Consider the following 15,511-nt stretch of genomic DNA (forward strand, 5'->3'; position numbering starts at 1 on the left):
TGCGATGTGTCATTCAACAACGATGGTGACTGAATCAATGCCTTCGCGAGCAAGCTCGCTCCCACAGGGTTCGTTGCCAGAATTTAAAAGCACAGCGACTTTACAGGCACGAAGATGACCCGGCGTTCGTTCGTCCGGCAGGCCAACGGCTGGCCGCGCGATCGCCCTCTCACCCCTGCGTGCCTGCTTTTTACGAGGTGACACCATGACCCGTTCGACGCTCGGCGATTCCCAGGACTTTCACGTGTTTATCGACGCCTATCGCCGTGAGTACCCGGACGATGTGCTGACTGTCACCCAAGCGATTTCCGCCGATCAGGACGTCACCGCCCTGGTCGATGCCCTCGCCGCCCAAGGCCGCGATCCACTGCTGATCTGCGAACACGTCGGCCATCTCGGTGTGCCGGTGGCGACCAATCTGTTTGCCTCCCGAACCCGCATTGCCCGGCTGTTCGGCGTCACTGCGGCGCAACTGCACGAAACCTTCCAGACCCGCGCCAACCAGCCCATCGCACCACGCTATGTGGAGAGCGGTCCGATCCTCGATGAGGTCTTCGAAGGCGAAGCGCTGGACCTGGCGCTGCTGCCGATGCTCAAGCATTTCGCCAGCGATCGCGGCCCATACATCACTAACGCCATCATCATTGCCGAGGACCCGCTGACCGGCATCGCCAACATGAGCTATCACCGCTCGATGCGCCACGCCCGGCAAGCACTTGCGACCAGCCTGCATTCACGCGGGCATCTGTGGCGGATGTTGCAGACCGCTCGCGAGCGTGGCGAAGAACTGCGCGTGGCGATGGTCGTCGGTGCGCATCCGTTGTTCATGCTCGCCGCCGCTGCACGTTTGCCCTACGGCAGCGATGAACGCGCTGTGGCTGGCGGACTGTTCGGCGCACCGCTGGAGCTGGTGAAAACCCCGCGCTACGGCATCGGTGTACCAGCGTATGCCGAGTTCGTGTTGGAAGGTGCGATCGACCCGGCGGCCTACGCCGAGGAAGGCCCGTTCGGTGAGTTCAGCGGTTACTCCTCGGATCGTTCGACCAACAACGTGCTGCGCGTGGATACGCTGTTAAAGCGCAAAGACGCCTGGCTGGTCGACGTCATGGGCGGCCGCTACGCCGAGCACCTGACCCTCGCCCGCCTGCCGCGCGAAGCGGAAATGAGCGAGAAACTGAAAGCGCGTTTCCCCGCCGTCACCGCCGTGCATTACCCCAATTCCGGCACGCACTTTCACTGTTACGTGGCTCTGGATCAGAGTCGCGACGGCGAGGCGCGGCAGATCATGCTGGCCTTGCTCGGCTGGGATCCGTACCTGAAAACCGTGATTGCGGTGGACAGCGATATCGACATCAGCGACGACAGCCAGGTGTTGTGGGCGCTGGCCACGCACTTCCAGCCGCATCTGGATATTTTTACCGTTGATGGTTTGCCTGGCAGTCCGCTCGATCCTTCGTCGTCGGTCAACGGCACCACTTCGCGGATGGGCCTCGATGCAACTCGCGGTTCAGGGTTTGACGGGATCAAGGCGCAGCTCGATCAAGAGGTACTCGAACGCGCGCGGGTTCTGCTCAAGGGACTTCAATCATGAACCGCCAGCGGATGGTGGTAGGCATCAGCGGCGCGTCCGGCTTCATCTATGGCGTGCGACTCCTGCAATTGCTCGCCGAGCTGAACATCGAAAGCCACCTGATCATCAGCCGTGCCGCGCTGCTGACCATGGCCCACGAAACCGACTACAAATTGGCCGACGTGACCGCGCTGGCCAGCCATTATCACCGCGCCGATGACGTCGCTGCCGGAATTGCCAGTGGCTCGTTTCGTTGCCTGGGCATGGTCGTCGCGCCGTGTTCGATGCGCACCTTGGCGGAAATCGCCACCGGCACGTCATCAGGACTGATCGGCCGCGCCGCCGACGTCACGCTCAAGGAACGCCGCACGCTGGTGTTGATGGCCCGGGAAACCCCGCTGACCCTCGCCCATCTGCGCAACATGACCGCCGTCACCGAGATGGGCGGGATCATCGCGCCGCCGGTGCCCGCCTTCTATGCCCGCCCGGAAAGCCTTGCGCAAATGGTCGACCACAGCCTCGGTCGCGTGCTCGACCTGTTTGGTCTCGACTCTGGCACCGCACAACGATGGCGAGAACACCAGGGATCCTGTGGGAGCGAGCTTGCTCGCGAAAGCGTTGGAACAGTCGCCATCACTGCTGAATGACACACCGCATTCGCGAGCAGGCTCGCTCCCACAATGAAGCAGCATCACCCGAATTCAGTGTGCACCGGTCAATCAAAGGAGCCTCACCATGAACACCCCCTTCAACGCCCCAACCCGCAACACCAAAATCCCCGTGACCATCCTCACCGGCTTCCTCGGTGCCGGTAAAACCACCCTGCTCAATTACATCCTCAAGGAAAACCACGGCCGCAAAATCGCCGTGATCGAAAACGAATTCGGTGAAGTCGGCATCGACGGCGACCTCGTCCTCAGCTCGGAAACCGAAGAAATCTACGAAATGGTCAACGGCTGCGTGTGCTGCACCGCCGAGGTTCGCGAGGATCTGGTGCGCATCGTCCGCGAACTTGTCGCACGTCCCGTGCGCCTCGATCACATCCTTATCGAGACCAGTGGCCTCGCTGACCCGTACCCGGTGGCGCAGAGCTTTTTCATCAATGACCCGATCGCCGATGAAGTCGAACTCGACGCGATCGTCACCATGGTCGACGCCAAGCACATCGCCCAGCACCTGGAGGATTTGCAACTCGACGGCGTCGACAATCAGGCGGTGGATCAGATTGTTTGCGCCGACCGGATCGTCATCAACAAGGTCGATCTGGTCAGCAGAGACGAGGTGGAAGTTCTGCGCGGCAAGATCCGTGGCTTGAATGCCACAGCGGATCTGGTGACCTCGACCCATGCGCAAATCGACCTGACAAAAATCCTCGGCATCGGCGCATTTGAATGCACGCAGAAGCTGATGGAGATCGGCGCGGAACCCGAGCATCACGACCATCACGAACACCATCATGAAGAGCCGGATCACGAGCACGACCCAAGCGTGTCATCGGTGGGCATCGCCGTGGACGGCGAGGTCAACCTTATGGCCTTCCATCGCTGGATCAGCGAGCTGCGTTTCTCTCAGGCCGACAACCTGTACCGCATGAAAGGCGTGCTCGCGGTGGCCAACGAAGACCAGCGCTACGTGCTGCAAGGCGTGCACAGCCTGGTGGAATTCCGCGCCTCGACCGCGTGGGGCACGGAGCCCCGCTCAAGCAAGATCGTGTTCATCGGCCGCGACCTGGATCGCGCGGCGCTGAACCAAGGCTTCGCCGCCTGCCTGGCAGGCTGAAACAAGGCATCGGAGCCGGTGGATGGCGGCTTCGCAGCACGAATGACTGATGTTCGCCACTTGGGGCTGCACAAGTCCCTGTGGGAGCGAGCTTGCTCGCGAAGAGGCCGTCACATTCAACCTCTCAGTTGACTGACATATTGCCTTCGCGAGCAAGCTCGCTCCCACAGGGTTCCACTGTGTCCTTGAGCTGATCGGCATCAGACGAATACCCCTCTCTACCGCATAAAAACAGCCAGAGGTGTTTCCCCATGTCGTCAGCCCCATCTCCAACGCAATCCGCCGCCACCGTGCATCCCGTCGACCGCATTTTACCGGTGCGACAGATGCTCACCCTCGGCCTGCAACACATGGCCGTGTCGTACATCGGCGCCATCGCCGTGCCGTTGATTGTCGCCAGTGCCTTGAAAATGTCTCATGCCGACACGGTGGTGCTGATCAGCACCACGCTGTTCTGCTCGGGCATCGCCACCCTTTTGCAAACCGTCGGCTTCTGGAAGTTCGGCGTGCGCCTGCCGATTCTGCAAGGCGTGGCGTTCAGCAGCGTTGGCCCGGTAATCGCCATCGGCAGCAACCCGGAGGTGGGATTCGCCGGGGTTTGCGGGGCGGTGATCGGCGCGGGGATTTTCACCATGTTGATCGCGCCGTTCGTGGGCCGATTGCGGCGATTCTTCCCGCCGGTGGTGACCGGGTGCATCGTCACCGTGATCGGTTTGCAGCTGTTCCCGATTGCCTATGAATGGGTTGGCGGCGGACGCAATGCGAGCAACTTTGGCGCGCCGGCGTTTCTCGGCGTGGCGGTGGTGGTGTTGCTGACCATTTTGCTGGTCAACCGTTATGGCAGCCCTTTGCTACGCAACATGGCTGTGTTGATCGGCATGCTGATCGGCGCCGGTCTGGCCTACGGTCTGGGCATGGGCAGTTTTCACAGCGTCGAAGAAGCGCCATGGCTGACCGTGCCCTACCCGTTTTATTTCGGCTTGCCGACCTTCAGCCTGATCCCCATCGCGACCATGGTGGTGGTGATGATCGTGCAGATGGTCGAGTCGATGGGGCTGTTCGTGGCCATTGGCGACATCGTCGAAAAACCAGTGGAAGACAAACAGGTCATCAACGGCCTGCGCGCCAATGGTCTGGCCAGCACCATCGCCGGGATGTTTGCCGCGTTTCCCTTTATCGCCTTCATGGAGAACGTCGGTCTGGTGATCCTCACCGGCGTACGCAGCCGTTGGGTCGTCGCGGTCAGCGGCTTGCTGATGTGCTCGATTGCCCTGGTGCCGAAAGCCGGCGCGATCATCGCTTCGATGCCGACTGCCGCCCTCGGTGGTGCCGGCATCGCCATGTTCGGCGTGGTCGCGGCGGCGGGCATTCAAACCCTCGCCAAAGTCGACTACGAGCGCAATCGCTACAACGTGCTGATCGTCGGTTTCACCATCGCCGCCGCGCTGGTGCCGGTGCTCGCACCCACCCTGTTCAAACAACTCCCCGAGTGGTCGCAGCCGTTCCTGCACAGCAGCGTGGTTATCGCTTGCCTGGTGTCGGTGCTGCTCAACGCCGCGCTGAATGGCGTCAGCGTGCCGGAAACCACCGCCAGCAAATCCGCCTCGCACATCCTTTAGTTTGGAGCTGCCCATGACTCAACTTCAGAACATCCTGATCAAGAACCCGGTCGCGGTGATGACCGGCCTGCGCGGCCCTCGCGCGCGGGCCGGCGCCGTGGACATCCGCGTGGTCAACGGTCGCATTGGCGAGATGGCCGCGAACCTTGAGCCACAACCCGGAGAACGACTGATCGACGCACGAAACTGCGTGGTCTATCCGGGCTGGATCAACACTCACCATCACCTCTTCCAGAATCTGCTCAAAGCCGTGCCCGCAGGGCTGAATCAGGATCTGCAAGGCTGGCTGGCCAGCGTGCCCTACCCGCGCCTCAACCGCTTTACTCCGCAACTGGCGCGGATCGCTGCGCGATTGGGCATGGTCGAGTTGCTGCTGTCCGGCGTCACCACCTGCGCCGATCACCACTATCTCTATCACGCCCACGGCAGCACCGAGACCGGCGACCTGTTGTTCGACATGGCCGATGAATTCGGCCTGCGTTTCGTGCTGTGCCGAGGCGGCGCGCTGGAGTCGGCGAGCGCCCACCCGGGCTTCTCGAAAACCGCGCTGCAACCGGAGAGCCTTGAGCAAATGGTCGGTGATATCGAACGGCTGAAATCGCGGTATCACCAGGACACCCCGGACGCGATGCGCCGCGTCGTCGTCGCGCCAACTACGCCGACCTTCTCGCTGCCGCCAACCCTGCTGCGCGAACTGGCACACACCGCGCGCGGCCTCGGCTTACGCCTGCACACGCACCTGTCGGAAACGCAGAACTACGTGAATTTCTGCCGCGAGAAATACAATTGCCTGCCGGTGGAGTTCGTCGCCGAACATGAATGGCTCGGCCCGGACGTCTGGTTCGCCCACGCCGTGCACCTGCAACCGGGTGAAATCCGCATGCTCGCGCAAACCGGCACCGGCATCTCGCACTGCCCGGTGAGCAACGCCCGCCTGGGCAGCGGCGTCGCACCGGTGCCGCAGATGTACGAGGCTGGCGTGCCGATTTCCCTGGGCGTGGATGGTGTGGCCTCCAATGAGTCCGGGAGCATGGTCGGCGAATCCAACACCGCGTGGCTGATCCACCGCGCCGAACAAGGCGCCTCGGCGACCACCGCTGAAGACGTCATTCACTGGGGCACGGCGGGCGGCGCGCAAGTGCTGGGCCTCGGTGCCGTTGGCACACTTGAAGTCGGTCAGGCTGCGGATCTGGTGATCTACAGCCTCGACCATCCACGGTTCTATGGTTTTCACGACAGCGCCGTCGCGCCAGTGGTGGCGGGTGAGCCGATCACGGTGAAATACAGCTTGGTGGGCGGCAGGATCGTGGTCGACAACGGTGTGATTCCGGGCCTCGACATCGAACGCATGCGCGCCGAAGCGTGGGAAGGTGTGCAGCAACTGATGGACGTCGACGACTAACCTCGCCCCCCCTGTAGGAGCTGCCGCAGGCTGCGATCTTTTGATCTTGTCTTTTAAAAAACAAAGTCAAAAGATCGCAGCCTGCGGCAGCTCCTACAGCCGGCGTGTGGATTCGCGCGTCTTGGCTTTCTCGACTAACGTTAACACCTCATCGGATTGAGCCCCTGCCCGCAACACCGGGCTCTTGATCAAGGAGAGACTGATGACGTCGCGTCGCACCATCGAACAGACTTACCGCACCTGGTCCAGCCCGATTCTGCTGGAGCTGAAAAAACGTGAGCACCAAATGAAGCCGGTAGAGCGTCAGGCCCTTGAGAATGTCTTGGTGGAAAGAAGGCTGCTGGACATCGGCAATCCGGACGGCGTCGATCGCCGTCGAAACAGCGGTGACTGACATTCCGTTATCGCGAGCAGGCTCGCTCCCACAGGGTTTGGAGTCGTTCACAAAACTTGTGTTCAGCCGCAATCACTGTGGGAGCGAGCCTGCTCGCGAAGAGGCCCGTGCAGGCACCCTCATCATTTGGGCCGACGCACCGCCCTTACCCGTCCACTGTCACCGCCACCGCAATAAAAGCGATCCGCGCCGTCAGCTTCCAAACCCGAAACTCCCTGCCCCGCCGGCATCTTCAGCGACTCAAGGACCTCGCCATCCTGCGCATCGATATGCCGCAGCTCACTCTCATCGCCTTCCCACGTGCCATGCCACAACCCGCCATCGACCCAGGTCACCCCGGTGACAAAACGGTTCGATTCCAGCGTGCGCAGGATCTTGCCGGTCTGCGGATCAATCTGATGAATCTTGCGCTCGCGATACTGCCCGACCCATAACGAGCCATCCGCCCAGGCCATGCCTGAATCTCCGCCATTGCCCGGGGCCGGGATGGTGTGGAGCACGCGCCCCGTGGCCGGATCGATCTTGTGGATGTGGCGATCAGCAATCTGGTACAGGTGCTGGCCGTCAAAAGCGGTGCCGCCGTCGGCGCCAACCTTGATCGTGCGCACGGTTTCGCCACTGGCCGGATCCAGTGCATTGAGCTGACCGTCGCTGGCGAACCAGACCTGCTGGCCATCGAACGTCACGCCGTGAATGCCTTTGATGTCATCAAAAGGGCCGTACTCGCGAAGGATTTCTGCATTTGCGTTTTTCATGGGGGCTTCCTCGTGGATGTGTGGGGCCAGCCTAGCCATTGCCCAGCGACACCGGGAGTAACAAGATCGTCGCGAAACCCGGCATCGGCGGCGTCAGCCAGCGCCGCGCCCGGCCGACGCCGAACGCCTGCACTTTGTCCGCCCGCGCCAGTGCCTCCAACGCCCGTTGCACCTGGCGCTGGCTGTTGCCCAAAGCCAGTGCCAACGCTGAACTCGACCAGGCCTCGCCGTCGGCGAGCAAGGCCAGCAATGCCGCGTATTTGTCCTCGACCGGCAGCGTCAGCAGTGCCACGTCCTCGGCCATCAGCGCAAAGCCCTTTGGCGTCGCGCTGATGTTCGCCAGCGGCGCCAGCGCTGCACGCAAGCGGCCAATTTCGACGCGCAGGCGAGCCCGGTGTGATTCATCCGTCAGGGGCAAACGGAAGGCTTGGGCGAACAGCGTTTCACGCGCCACATCGCCCGGCCAGGCTTGCGCGAGTAACCGCGCAAGATGGAACAGCACCGGCCGCGTGGCCAGCGCCACCGTCATGCCAGCGCCGCGCACGCTATAGCGGCAGGCATCGACGATCAGCGTCGACGAGTTGAATAGCGCTTCAACCTGCGCCAGATTCACAGATTGCGCCTGACCGGCAACGATCAACCGCGCTGCGGGCGCCGCGAGCAGGTGACTGGCGTGATCGACCTCGGCGCTCAGTGCGGCGATCCCGGCCTGTTGCGCCGCAGCCTGCGCCCGAGCCAGCGCCGCGCTGGCCTTGTGTGCCTGGACCCGACGCACGGCGATCCCGGCGGCGATCAACTCATGAGCGGTACGCAGCGCCGGAGGCAGCGGCGCCGGGTCCGTTTCAGCCAGCAGCGTTTCGGCCTCCTCCAGCTCGCCGATCAACAGCAATCGGCGAATCTGCAAATAACGCGCGTGCGCCGCGTTCACGCCGTCACCGTGATCCTGCAACAGCCGCCGCGCCGCCTCCAGCGCCGTCACCGGCCAGCCCAGATCCCGCGCCGCCAGCGCCACCTCAGCCTCGGCGACCACACAACGTGCCCGCGACAGCGGCTCATTGCTGCCAAACGCCTTCACCGCGCGCTGCAACAATGCCTTGGCGCGGGGTAGATCACCGAGCTGAGCCATGGCAATTGCGCGCAGGGCCAGCGCCGGCGGGTCCTCGCGCAGAGCGACGTAGTTCAACGCGCCTAGCGGGTCACCGGCGGACAGCGCTCTGCCGGCAGCGTTGATCAGCGAATCCATGGTTCATTCATACCCTGACGACCGAATCGTCAGTTGAGTCTAATACCTGGAATGACGGTCGACGTCGCGACACATTTGACAGGGGATGGGAAACGCAGGAAGTCGAGCGCGGCGCCAGCCCTCAAGCCAGCAGTCCGGCGCTCTTCAGCAGATCGTGCAAGCCTTTCGGCACCAGAGGCGACTGCTCACTGAAGCTTGAACTGGCATGCCAACGCGCGGTGAAGGGAGCGCCGTCGCTTTCATGGCCGTCGATCTGCGAATTCGCATAGACACTGGGGTCGGCAAACGTCGCGTCATACACCTGAACGATTTCGTGACCCGGTTTGCCGTTGTAGACGAAAAGGCTTTCGAGTGTGCCGAGCAGGCGCACGTCAGTCACGGACAGGCCCAACTCCTCCTGCACTTCGCGCACGATCGCTGCGGCGCTGGTCTCGCCAAATTCAATACCGCCGCCAATAGGCCGAAAGCAGGTTTGCTGGCTGACCGGGTCACGAAACTGGTTGACCAGAATTTTGCCGTTGTGATGAAAGACACAGAGTGCGAGCGCGCGGATGCGGTGTTCGGTCATGGGCTGAAGTCCGTTTACAGGTGTGGGGCGCGGCATTTGAACATGTTTTGCGCGACACACCCGTGGACGTCACTGGAAAAGGGTCGCTTCAGACCGGAGAAATCGTTGCGAGCAGGCCGATCAGAATGGTCAGTGTCAGAAAGCCACCCAGAAAAAACGCCATCTTGTTCATGTTGCTCTCCTCAATGCTGAGCTTGCGGTGCACTGGGCGCTTCGGGATGAAGGACTGCCGCGAGTGCCGAACCGTGGGGCTATTTTGAGCGGATGACTGAGCTGGTAACAGAGGCAGATAAGACGAAAAAATACGGATCAGATGCGCATCTGATCCGCATGGGCCATGGACCGATATTCAGATCGCGGCACAAGGGTTCAATTTCGGCGTGGTTGATCTAGAGTCATTGCCGTCGCGACAACAACAAGAAAAATCCTGGAGTGAACATGACCGACCTGAACCTGCAACCCAACGTCGCCGCATCGCTGGGCAAATGGCACGAAATGATCCGCACCGGCGACCTCAGCGCCTTGCCCGGCCTGCTCGACCCGCAAGCCGTGTTCCGCTCGCCGATGGCCCACACGCCTTATCCGGGCGCGCCGGTGGTGTCGATGATCCTCAATACCGTGTTCGAGGTGTTTGAAGACTTCACCTATCACCGTGAGCTGGCGACTGCCGATGGCTTGAATGTGATTCTGGAATTCAGCGCCAAGGTGGGTTCGAAGGAGCTGAAAGGTATCGACATGATTCGCTTTGACGAGCGCGGCAAGATTGTCGAGTTCGAGGTGATGGTGCGGCCGCTGAGCGGTCTGCAAGCCTTGGGCGAAGAGATGGGCCGGCGGCTCGGTGCATATCTGGCCAAGGCAAAAGCCTGAACACCTGGGCACAGATATAACCCCGTAGGAGCTGCCGAAGGCTGCGATCTTTTGACTTTTCTTCAAGATCAAGAGATCGCAGCCTTCGGCAGCTCCTACAGGGGCGGAAAGGGCACGTGCACAAAAAAGCCCACTGACCGTCGCCGGTTCAGTGGGCTTTGTGTGTCAGGCGTCTGGTTACAGTGCCATGTCACGTGCAGCGTTTTCCTTCGGAGCTTCAGCTTTTTCAGCTGCAGGCGCGGCCGGAGCAGCCACCTGACCGATCACTGGAGGTGTCGGCAGTTCGAGGATCTTGGCGGTGTACGCCCACTCTGCAGCCACTTTGGCCGGATCGCTGTTCAGCTGAGTGCCGTAGCTTGGAACGATCTGGTGCAGCTTGGTCTGCCACTCTGGCGTTGCGACTTTGTCTTTGAAAACTTTCTGCAGCACGCTCAGCATGATCGGTGCAGCGGTCGACGCGCCTGGCGATGCGCCCAGCAGGCCGGCGATGGAACCGTCTTGTGCAGCAACGATTTCGGTGCCCAGTTTCAGCACGCCGCCAGCGGCTTCATCACGCTTGATGATTTGCACGCGTTGGCCGGCTTGCCACAGGCGCCAGTCTTCGGCTTTGGCGTTCGGGAAGTATTCCTTCAGCGCGTTCAGACGGTCTTCATCCGACAGCATCAGTTGGCCAGCCAGGTACTCGACCAGCGGGTATTCCTTGATGCCGACCTTGGTCATAGGCCAGATGTTGTGGGTGGTGGTGCTGGTCAGCAGGTCCAGGTACGAACCTTCTTTCAGGAACTTGGTGCTGAAGGTCGCGAATGGGCCAAACAGGATGACGCGCTTGCCGTCCAGAACACGGGTGTCCAGGTGCGGAACGGACATCGGTGGTGCGCCAACCGAGGCTTTACCGTAGGCCTTGGCCAGGTGCTGTTCAGCGATGGCCGGGTTATCGGTTACCAGGAACGAGCCGCCAACCGGGAAGCCAGCGTATTCCTTGGCTTCAGGAATGCCCGACTTCTGCAGCAGGTGCAGTGCACCGCCGCCCGCGCCGATGAACACGAACTTGGCGTCGGTTTCGGTTTTGGTGCCGTCTTTCAGGTTTTTGTAGCTGACGCGCCAAGTGCCGTCGGCATTCTTGGTGATGTCCTGGACTTCGCTCGACAGTTTCAGATCGAAGTTAGGCTTGGTCTGCAGGTACGTGGCGAACTGGCGGGTGATTTCGCCGAAGTTCATGTCGGTACCCAGCGGGCTCCAGGTGGCCGCGATTTTCTGGCTCGGGTCACGCCCTTCCATCATCAGCGGGACCCACTTTTTGATCACAGCCGGGTCTTCGGAGTACTGCATGCCGGCGAACAGCGGGCTCGCTTGCAGGGCTTCGTAGCGCTTTTTCAGGAACTTGATGTTGTCATCACCCCACACAAAGCTCATGTGCGGCGTGGTGTTGATGAACGAGCGAGGGTTCTTCAGAACGCCTTGCTGAACCTGCCAGGCCCAGAACTGACGGGAGACCTGGAACGCTTCGTTGATCTCGACGGCTTTCGGGATCGTTACGTTGCCTTTGTCGTCTTCCGGGGTGTAGTTCAGCTCAGCGAGCGCCGAGTGACCGGTACCGGCGTTGTTCCAGCCGTTGGAGCTTTCCAGGGCGACGCCGTCGAGGCGCTCGACCATTTCCATCGACCAGCTTGGCTCCAGCTCATTGATCCACACACCGAGGGTGGTGCTCATGATGCCGCCGCCGATCAGCAGAACGTCGACTTTCTTTGCTTCGTCAGCATTGGCGGATGTCATCCCCATCGCCAAAGCCAGACCCAGCAGGGCTGTGTTCACTTTTTTAAACATCTGTTGCACCTATGATAAAACGCCTTCCGCCCGCCGCTGTTATCAGTATGCGATCCGCTTTGATGACGCTCAGGCTCGCGTCGCAGATTCCGGCACACTTCAATTTTGACGGGTGGGCACACAAGGCCGACATGCTGCATCGACCTCAGTTAATGTCCCTTCTGAACTGACTTCTTATCATTATTGGCTCAGCTACTTGAGCGACAGGGATTCCGTCGGCCCGCCCAGAGGCAAGCAAACTGAATAAGGTCAAACCAAGTTGGCGCGAAGAATATCACGTCAGGGCAAACCCGCGCGTCTGTTCCCGACTTGAGAGTCTTTTTCCGCTCAGGGACTTATCGGCCGCCAGTCGCTGAACATGACCCTCGGATGAGTGCGCCGACTCAAATCACCCTGCATTCAAGTGTAGTTTCCCAGCGATCAAGCGCTTTTCTGCAGTGCATTATTGACGAATTTTCTGCTAGGTTGTACGACGACTGACAAACAAGTCGTCAACCCATAACAACAAGGAAACAATCTCAATGACCAAGACCCGACTGCTGATCGGCTTTCTCTGTGCCTTTAACGGTTACGCCATGGCCGCGTCTGCCCCGGCAGAAAAAGATGTCGCCCAAGCGGTGGATCATCTGACCCAGGCGATGCTGCACAAGGACATCGCCGAGTTGAACGCCCTCACCGCGCCCAACCTGACCTACGGCCACTCCAGCGGCAAGATTCAGGACAAGAAGGAATTCATCGCCGACATTGAAACCGGCAAGAGCGCGTTCAAGACCCTGGAAATGCAGAATCAGACCATCACCCTGTCCGGCGATACCGCGCTGGTGCGCCACCACTTTTCCGCGCAAGCGTTGAAGGGGACCGAGGTGATACCAACGGAGATCGAGAATTTTCAGATCTGGCAGAAGCAGGATGGCAAGTGGTTGCTGGTGGGGCGGCAGGCGTTCAAGTTCTGAGTCAGATTTACCTGGCTTGAATGGATGTTGACTGGGCTGGCCTCTTCGCGAGCAAGCTCGCTCCCACAGGAGAACGCATTCCAATGTGGGAGCGAGCTTGCTCGCGAAGGCGGCAGCCCGGCTTGCACAAATCCACTGCCCTCCCCGTTATAACCGAAACCGATCCACCGACTGCGCCAACTGCCCCGCCAGACTCGACAATTCATCGGTGGTATTTGCGGTTTGCCCGATCACACGGCTATTACCCTCGGACATCCCGGCAATCATTTCCACCTGATGGGCAATCTCGTTACTCGCCTGGCTCTGCTCGCCAATCGTGCGGGTGATGTCGTTGACCAGTTGCGTCGTGCTCAACGTCGCCTCGAGGATTTCGCGAATAGCCCGCTCGACATCCGCCGTCACCGCCATACCCTTGTCAACCTGCGCGACGCCCGCCTCCATGCTGCTGACCGCCTCGCGGGTGCTGTGCTGAATGCGCGCGACCATCGCGGCGATTTCCTGGGTAGAAGCGCTGGTACGTGCCGCCAGACTGCGCACTTCATCCGCGACCACCGCAAAGCCCCTGCCCTGCTCCCCGGCCCGGGCCGCTTCAATGGCGGCATTGAGCGCCAGCAGGTTGGTCTGGTCGGCAATGCTCTTGATTACCTGAATGATGTTGAAAATGGCTTCTGACTCCTGATCCAGCGTGCGGATCACCTGTGCCGACTGTTGCGCCGAGCGCGCGATATCGTCCATGTCGCTGACCACTTGATGAATCACACCACCGCCCTCTTTCGCCAGGGTTTCGGCTTGATTGGCCATGCTCAGGGCACGCTCGGCGTGGCGAGTGATTTCCTCGATGCTCGCGGTCATCTGGCTGGCGGCTGCGGCCATGGTGCCGGCAGCCACGCTTTGCTGCTGGCTGCTGTCGGCGACCTGATGGCAGCCCTGGCTGAGTTGTTCGCTCATGCCACTGACGCCGTGAGCATTGCGCCGCACCACGTCGATCATGTTGCGCAAGTCGCGCTGCATGGTCGCTAGTGTGCGGATCAAGCCACTGGCTTCGTCCTTGCCGGACGGCTCGGCGATCGGCTCGCTGAGGTTGCCGTGGGCGATGCTTTCGGCGATGCGACTGGCGGTCTTCAACGGCCCCATAATGCTCAGAATCACCCAGCGCCCCTGAATCAACAGCAGCACGAGGCTGGCGAGCAACACCACACCGAGCGCAACGTTGGCGCTGTGGATAGCTGATTCGGTTGCAGCGCTGGTCTGCCGCGTATTGGACTCGATCAACTCGCTCAACGCGGCCATTTGTTCTTCAAGCTGACCAAACGCCGTGTTGAAGGTGCCCAGTTCCCGTTGAGCGGCATCAGGATTGTCCAGCGCCAATCCGACGATCCGCTCGCCAGTGTTGATGTAGGTATCGAGGCCAGGCTTGATCTGCTCCAGCGCCGTGCGCAATGTCGGGTTGATCGGCAACTTGAGGTTTTCCTCGAGCACCTCGCGAAAATGCCCGGCATGCTCATTGATCGAATCGCGCACCTCGCTCGCAGTGCTGGTACTTTTGCCCAGCCCGACCAGCATCGCCGAGTAGACATCGGCGCGCAGGGCGTCGTGCATCATGTCGGCTTCCATGTGGTTGCGCAGCGCGCTCATGCTGACCGCGTTGTCGCTGACCGCCGAGGCCATCCGCTGGTTGCCGACGTAACTGACCAGACTCACGATCAACGCCGTCAGCAGACTTGTCACAATCAGCAACACTAAACGCAGTTTGATCGACACCGGGTTTTCCTCTCTCGTCACGCCCGTAAGCGCTTGTCAGCCTTCAGTTAAGCCTATTTGTGCAGGTCTGCCGCGCCAGAGCGTGTCAGCAGGTGTCGGCATGCAGACAGAATGCCGTAAAACTTTCCAATTGCGCGGAAAGTCTCACTTTTCAACGCGAGCGGACACGGCCTTCATCGCCGGTTAATGCCGGCAGGCTATTGAATCCGTCGCTCTGAACATTCGTACAGCAAAAGGAAACGCCTATGAAACGCGCATTGTGGTTGGGTTTGCTCGGCACCTTCGCCATCGGTACCGCGCAGGCGGCAATGGAAAAAATCGCCATCAATCTGGTCAGTGCCGACGGCGCGCCGCAAGCGATCGGCTCGGTCACTATCAGTGAGACCGCATATGGCCTGTTGTTCACGCCCGATCTGAAATCCCTGCCGGCCGGTGTGCACGGTTTCCACGTGCATGAAAACGGTAGCTGTGAAGCCGGCATGAAGGACGGCGTAAAAGGTGCCGCACTGGCCGCAGGCGGGCACTTCGATCCGCAGAAAACCGGCAAGCACCTCGGCCCCTACGCCGACGGCCATTTGGGTGATCTGCCGGCGGTCTACGTGACGGCTGACGGCGTCGCCAACTACCCGGTACTCGCGCCGCGTCTGAAAAAGATCGCCGAAATCAAGGGTCACGCGCTGATGATCCACGCCGGTGGCGACAACCACGCTGACGTGCCCAAACCGCTGGGTGGTGGCGGTGATCGCATGGCCTGCGGGGTGATCTGACCCGCCGTA

14 protein-coding genes and 1 pseudogene are annotated in these 15,511 nt (G+C 60.9%); 9 read left to right on the top strand and 6 right to left on the bottom strand.

Features of this window, described 5'->3' with window-relative positions:
• Positions 1-205 precede the first annotated feature (205 nt).
• From HUW52_RS20040 to HUW52_RS20065, 6 genes are all read left to right on the top strand, one after another.
• On the top strand, positions 206-1,591 hold the full coding sequence (locus tag HUW52_RS20040; protein WP_175554677.1) for a UbiD family decarboxylase: 1,386 nt from the start codon (positions 206-208) through the stop codon (positions 1,589-1,591).
• Complete coding sequence (locus tag HUW52_RS20045) at positions 1,588-2,217, top strand: UbiX family flavin prenyltransferase (RefSeq protein WP_175554678.1); 630 nt, start codon at positions 1,588-1,590, stop codon at positions 2,215-2,217. The genes HUW52_RS20040 and HUW52_RS20045 overlap by 4 nt, the downstream gene beginning before the upstream one ends.
• Positions 2,218-2,305: 88 nt before the next feature.
• Entirely contained in the window at positions 2,306-3,349 is a 1,044-nt protein-coding gene (locus HUW52_RS20050) for a GTP-binding protein (protein ID WP_175554679.1), read from the top strand.
• Between the two features lie 251 nt (positions 3,350-3,600).
• Entirely contained in the window at positions 3,601-4,968 is a 1,368-nt protein-coding gene (locus HUW52_RS20055; RefSeq protein ID WP_175554680.1) for a nucleobase:cation symporter-2 family protein, read from the top strand.
• A 13-nt stretch (positions 4,969-4,981) separates the two neighbouring features.
• The gene (locus HUW52_RS20060) at positions 4,982-6,370 is read left to right on the top strand and encodes an amidohydrolase family protein (protein WP_175554681.1); all 1,389 of its coding nucleotides are present in this window, start codon (positions 4,982-4,984) and stop codon (positions 6,368-6,370) included.
• Between the two features lie 202 nt (positions 6,371-6,572).
• On the top strand, positions 6,573-6,764 hold the full coding sequence (locus HUW52_RS20065) for a hypothetical protein (protein WP_016983288.1): 192 nt from the start codon (positions 6,573-6,575) through the stop codon (positions 6,762-6,764).
• A 122-nt stretch (positions 6,765-6,886) separates the two neighbouring features.
• Here the strand turns inward: HUW52_RS20065 and HUW52_RS20070 are convergent, their stop codons facing one another.
• The 3 genes from HUW52_RS20070 to HUW52_RS20080 all read right to left on the bottom strand — a co-directional run bounded on the left by HUW52_RS20070 (position 6,887) and on the right by HUW52_RS20080 (position 9,330).
• The gene (locus HUW52_RS20070) at positions 6,887-7,519 is read right to left on the bottom strand and encodes a PQQ-binding-like beta-propeller repeat protein (RefSeq protein ID WP_175554682.1); all 633 of its coding nucleotides are present in this window, start codon (positions 7,517-7,519) and stop codon (positions 6,887-6,889) included.
• Between the two features lie 31 nt (positions 7,520-7,550).
• Positions 7,551-8,762: a helix-turn-helix domain-containing protein gene (locus HUW52_RS20075; RefSeq protein ID WP_175554683.1), complete on the bottom strand. Its 1,212-nt coding sequence runs from the start codon at positions 8,760-8,762 to the stop codon at positions 7,551-7,553.
• Positions 8,763-8,883: 121 nt separating this feature from the next.
• Positions 8,884-9,330 carry an NUDIX hydrolase gene (locus tag HUW52_RS20080; RefSeq protein ID WP_026000463.1) on the bottom strand — a complete coding sequence of 149 codons (447 nt, stop codon included), beginning with the start codon at positions 9,328-9,330 and terminating at the stop codon, positions 8,884-8,886.
• A gap of 438 nt (positions 9,331-9,768) precedes the next feature.
• On the opposite strand from HUW52_RS20080, the gene HUW52_RS20090 reads away from it, so the two are divergent.
• The gene (locus HUW52_RS20090) at positions 9,769-10,197 is read left to right on the top strand and encodes a nuclear transport factor 2 family protein (RefSeq protein ID WP_175554684.1); all 429 of its coding nucleotides are present in this window, start codon (positions 9,769-9,771) and stop codon (positions 10,195-10,197) included.
• A 177-nt stretch (positions 10,198-10,374) separates the two neighbouring features.
• On the opposite strand, the gene mqo is transcribed toward HUW52_RS20090, so the two are convergent.
• Positions 10,375-12,021 carry a malate dehydrogenase (quinone) gene (gene mqo, locus HUW52_RS20095; RefSeq protein WP_016983283.1) on the bottom strand — a complete coding sequence of 549 codons (1,647 nt, stop codon included), beginning with the start codon at positions 12,019-12,021 and terminating at the stop codon, positions 10,375-10,377.
• Between the two features lie 521 nt (positions 12,022-12,542).
• On the opposite strand from mqo, the gene HUW52_RS20100 reads away from it, so the two are divergent.
• Positions 12,543-12,974 carry a nuclear transport factor 2 family protein gene (locus HUW52_RS20100; protein ID WP_095120253.1) on the top strand — a complete coding sequence of 144 codons (432 nt, stop codon included), beginning with the start codon at positions 12,543-12,545 and terminating at the stop codon, positions 12,972-12,974.
• A gap of 147 nt (positions 12,975-13,121) precedes the next feature.
• Here the strand turns inward: HUW52_RS20100 and HUW52_RS30830 are convergent, their stop codons facing one another.
• The gene (locus HUW52_RS30830; protein WP_371929263.1) at positions 13,122-13,985 is read right to left on the bottom strand and encodes a methyl-accepting chemotaxis protein; all 864 of its coding nucleotides are present in this window, start codon (positions 13,983-13,985) and stop codon (positions 13,122-13,124) included.
• A pseudogene (locus tag HUW52_RS30835) lies at positions 13,980-14,756 on the bottom strand (MCP four helix bundle domain-containing protein); the annotation flags it as partial. The gene HUW52_RS30830 and the pseudogene HUW52_RS30835, both read right to left, overlap by 6 nt.
• Positions 14,757-14,980: 224 nt before the next feature.
• On the opposite strand from HUW52_RS30835, the gene sodC reads away from it, so the two are divergent.
• Positions 14,981-15,502: a superoxide dismutase family protein gene (sodC, locus tag HUW52_RS20110; RefSeq protein ID WP_175554685.1), complete on the top strand. Its 522-nt coding sequence runs from the start codon at positions 14,981-14,983 to the stop codon at positions 15,500-15,502.
• Positions 15,503-15,511 lie beyond the last annotated feature (9 nt).

Origin of the sequence: Pseudomonas sp. 43A (assembly GCF_013363935.1) — a bacterium.
Taxonomy (GTDB): domain Bacteria; phylum Pseudomonadota; class Gammaproteobacteria; order Pseudomonadales; family Pseudomonadaceae; genus Aquipseudomonas; species Aquipseudomonas crudilactis.

Excerpts from the sequence above, each read along its gene's own strand:
- HUW52_RS20040 (WP_175554677.1), top strand. The coding sequence starts at position 206 with ATGACCCGTTCGACGCTCGGCGATTCCCAGGACTTTCACGTGTTTATC.
- HUW52_RS20045 (WP_175554678.1), top strand. The coding sequence starts at position 1,588 with ATGAACCGCCAGCGGATGGTGGTAGGCATCAGCGGCGCGTCCGGCTTC.
- HUW52_RS20050 (WP_175554679.1), top strand. The coding sequence starts at position 2,306 with ATGAACACCCCCTTCAACGCCCCAACCCGCAACACCAAAATCCCCGTG.
- HUW52_RS20055 (WP_175554680.1), top strand. The coding sequence starts at position 3,601 with ATGTCGTCAGCCCCATCTCCAACGCAATCCGCCGCCACCGTGCATCCC.
- HUW52_RS20060 (WP_175554681.1), top strand. The coding sequence starts at position 4,982 with ATGACTCAACTTCAGAACATCCTGATCAAGAACCCGGTCGCGGTGATG.
- HUW52_RS20065 (WP_016983288.1), top strand. The coding sequence starts at position 6,573 with ATGACGTCGCGTCGCACCATCGAACAGACTTACCGCACCTGGTCCAGC.
- HUW52_RS20070 (WP_175554682.1), bottom strand. The coding sequence starts at position 7,519 with ATGAAAAACGCAAATGCAGAAATCCTTCGCGAGTACGGCCCTTTTGAT.
- HUW52_RS20075 (WP_175554683.1), bottom strand. The coding sequence starts at position 8,762 with ATGGATTCGCTGATCAACGCTGCCGGCAGAGCGCTGTCCGCCGGTGAC.
- HUW52_RS20080 (WP_026000463.1), bottom strand. The coding sequence starts at position 9,330 with ATGACCGAACACCGCATCCGCGCGCTCGCACTCTGTGTCTTTCATCAC.
- HUW52_RS20090 (WP_175554684.1), top strand. The coding sequence starts at position 9,769 with ATGACCGACCTGAACCTGCAACCCAACGTCGCCGCATCGCTGGGCAAA.
- mqo (WP_016983283.1), bottom strand. The coding sequence starts at position 12,021 with ATGTTTAAAAAAGTGAACACAGCCCTGCTGGGTCTGGCTTTGGCGATG.
- HUW52_RS20100 (WP_095120253.1), top strand. The coding sequence starts at position 12,543 with ATGACCAAGACCCGACTGCTGATCGGCTTTCTCTGTGCCTTTAACGGT.
- HUW52_RS30830 (WP_371929263.1), bottom strand. The coding sequence starts at position 13,985 with ATGCAGCGCGACTTGCGCAACATGATCGACGTGGTGCGGCGCAATGCT.
- sodC (WP_175554685.1), top strand. The coding sequence starts at position 14,981 with ATGAAACGCGCATTGTGGTTGGGTTTGCTCGGCACCTTCGCCATCGGT.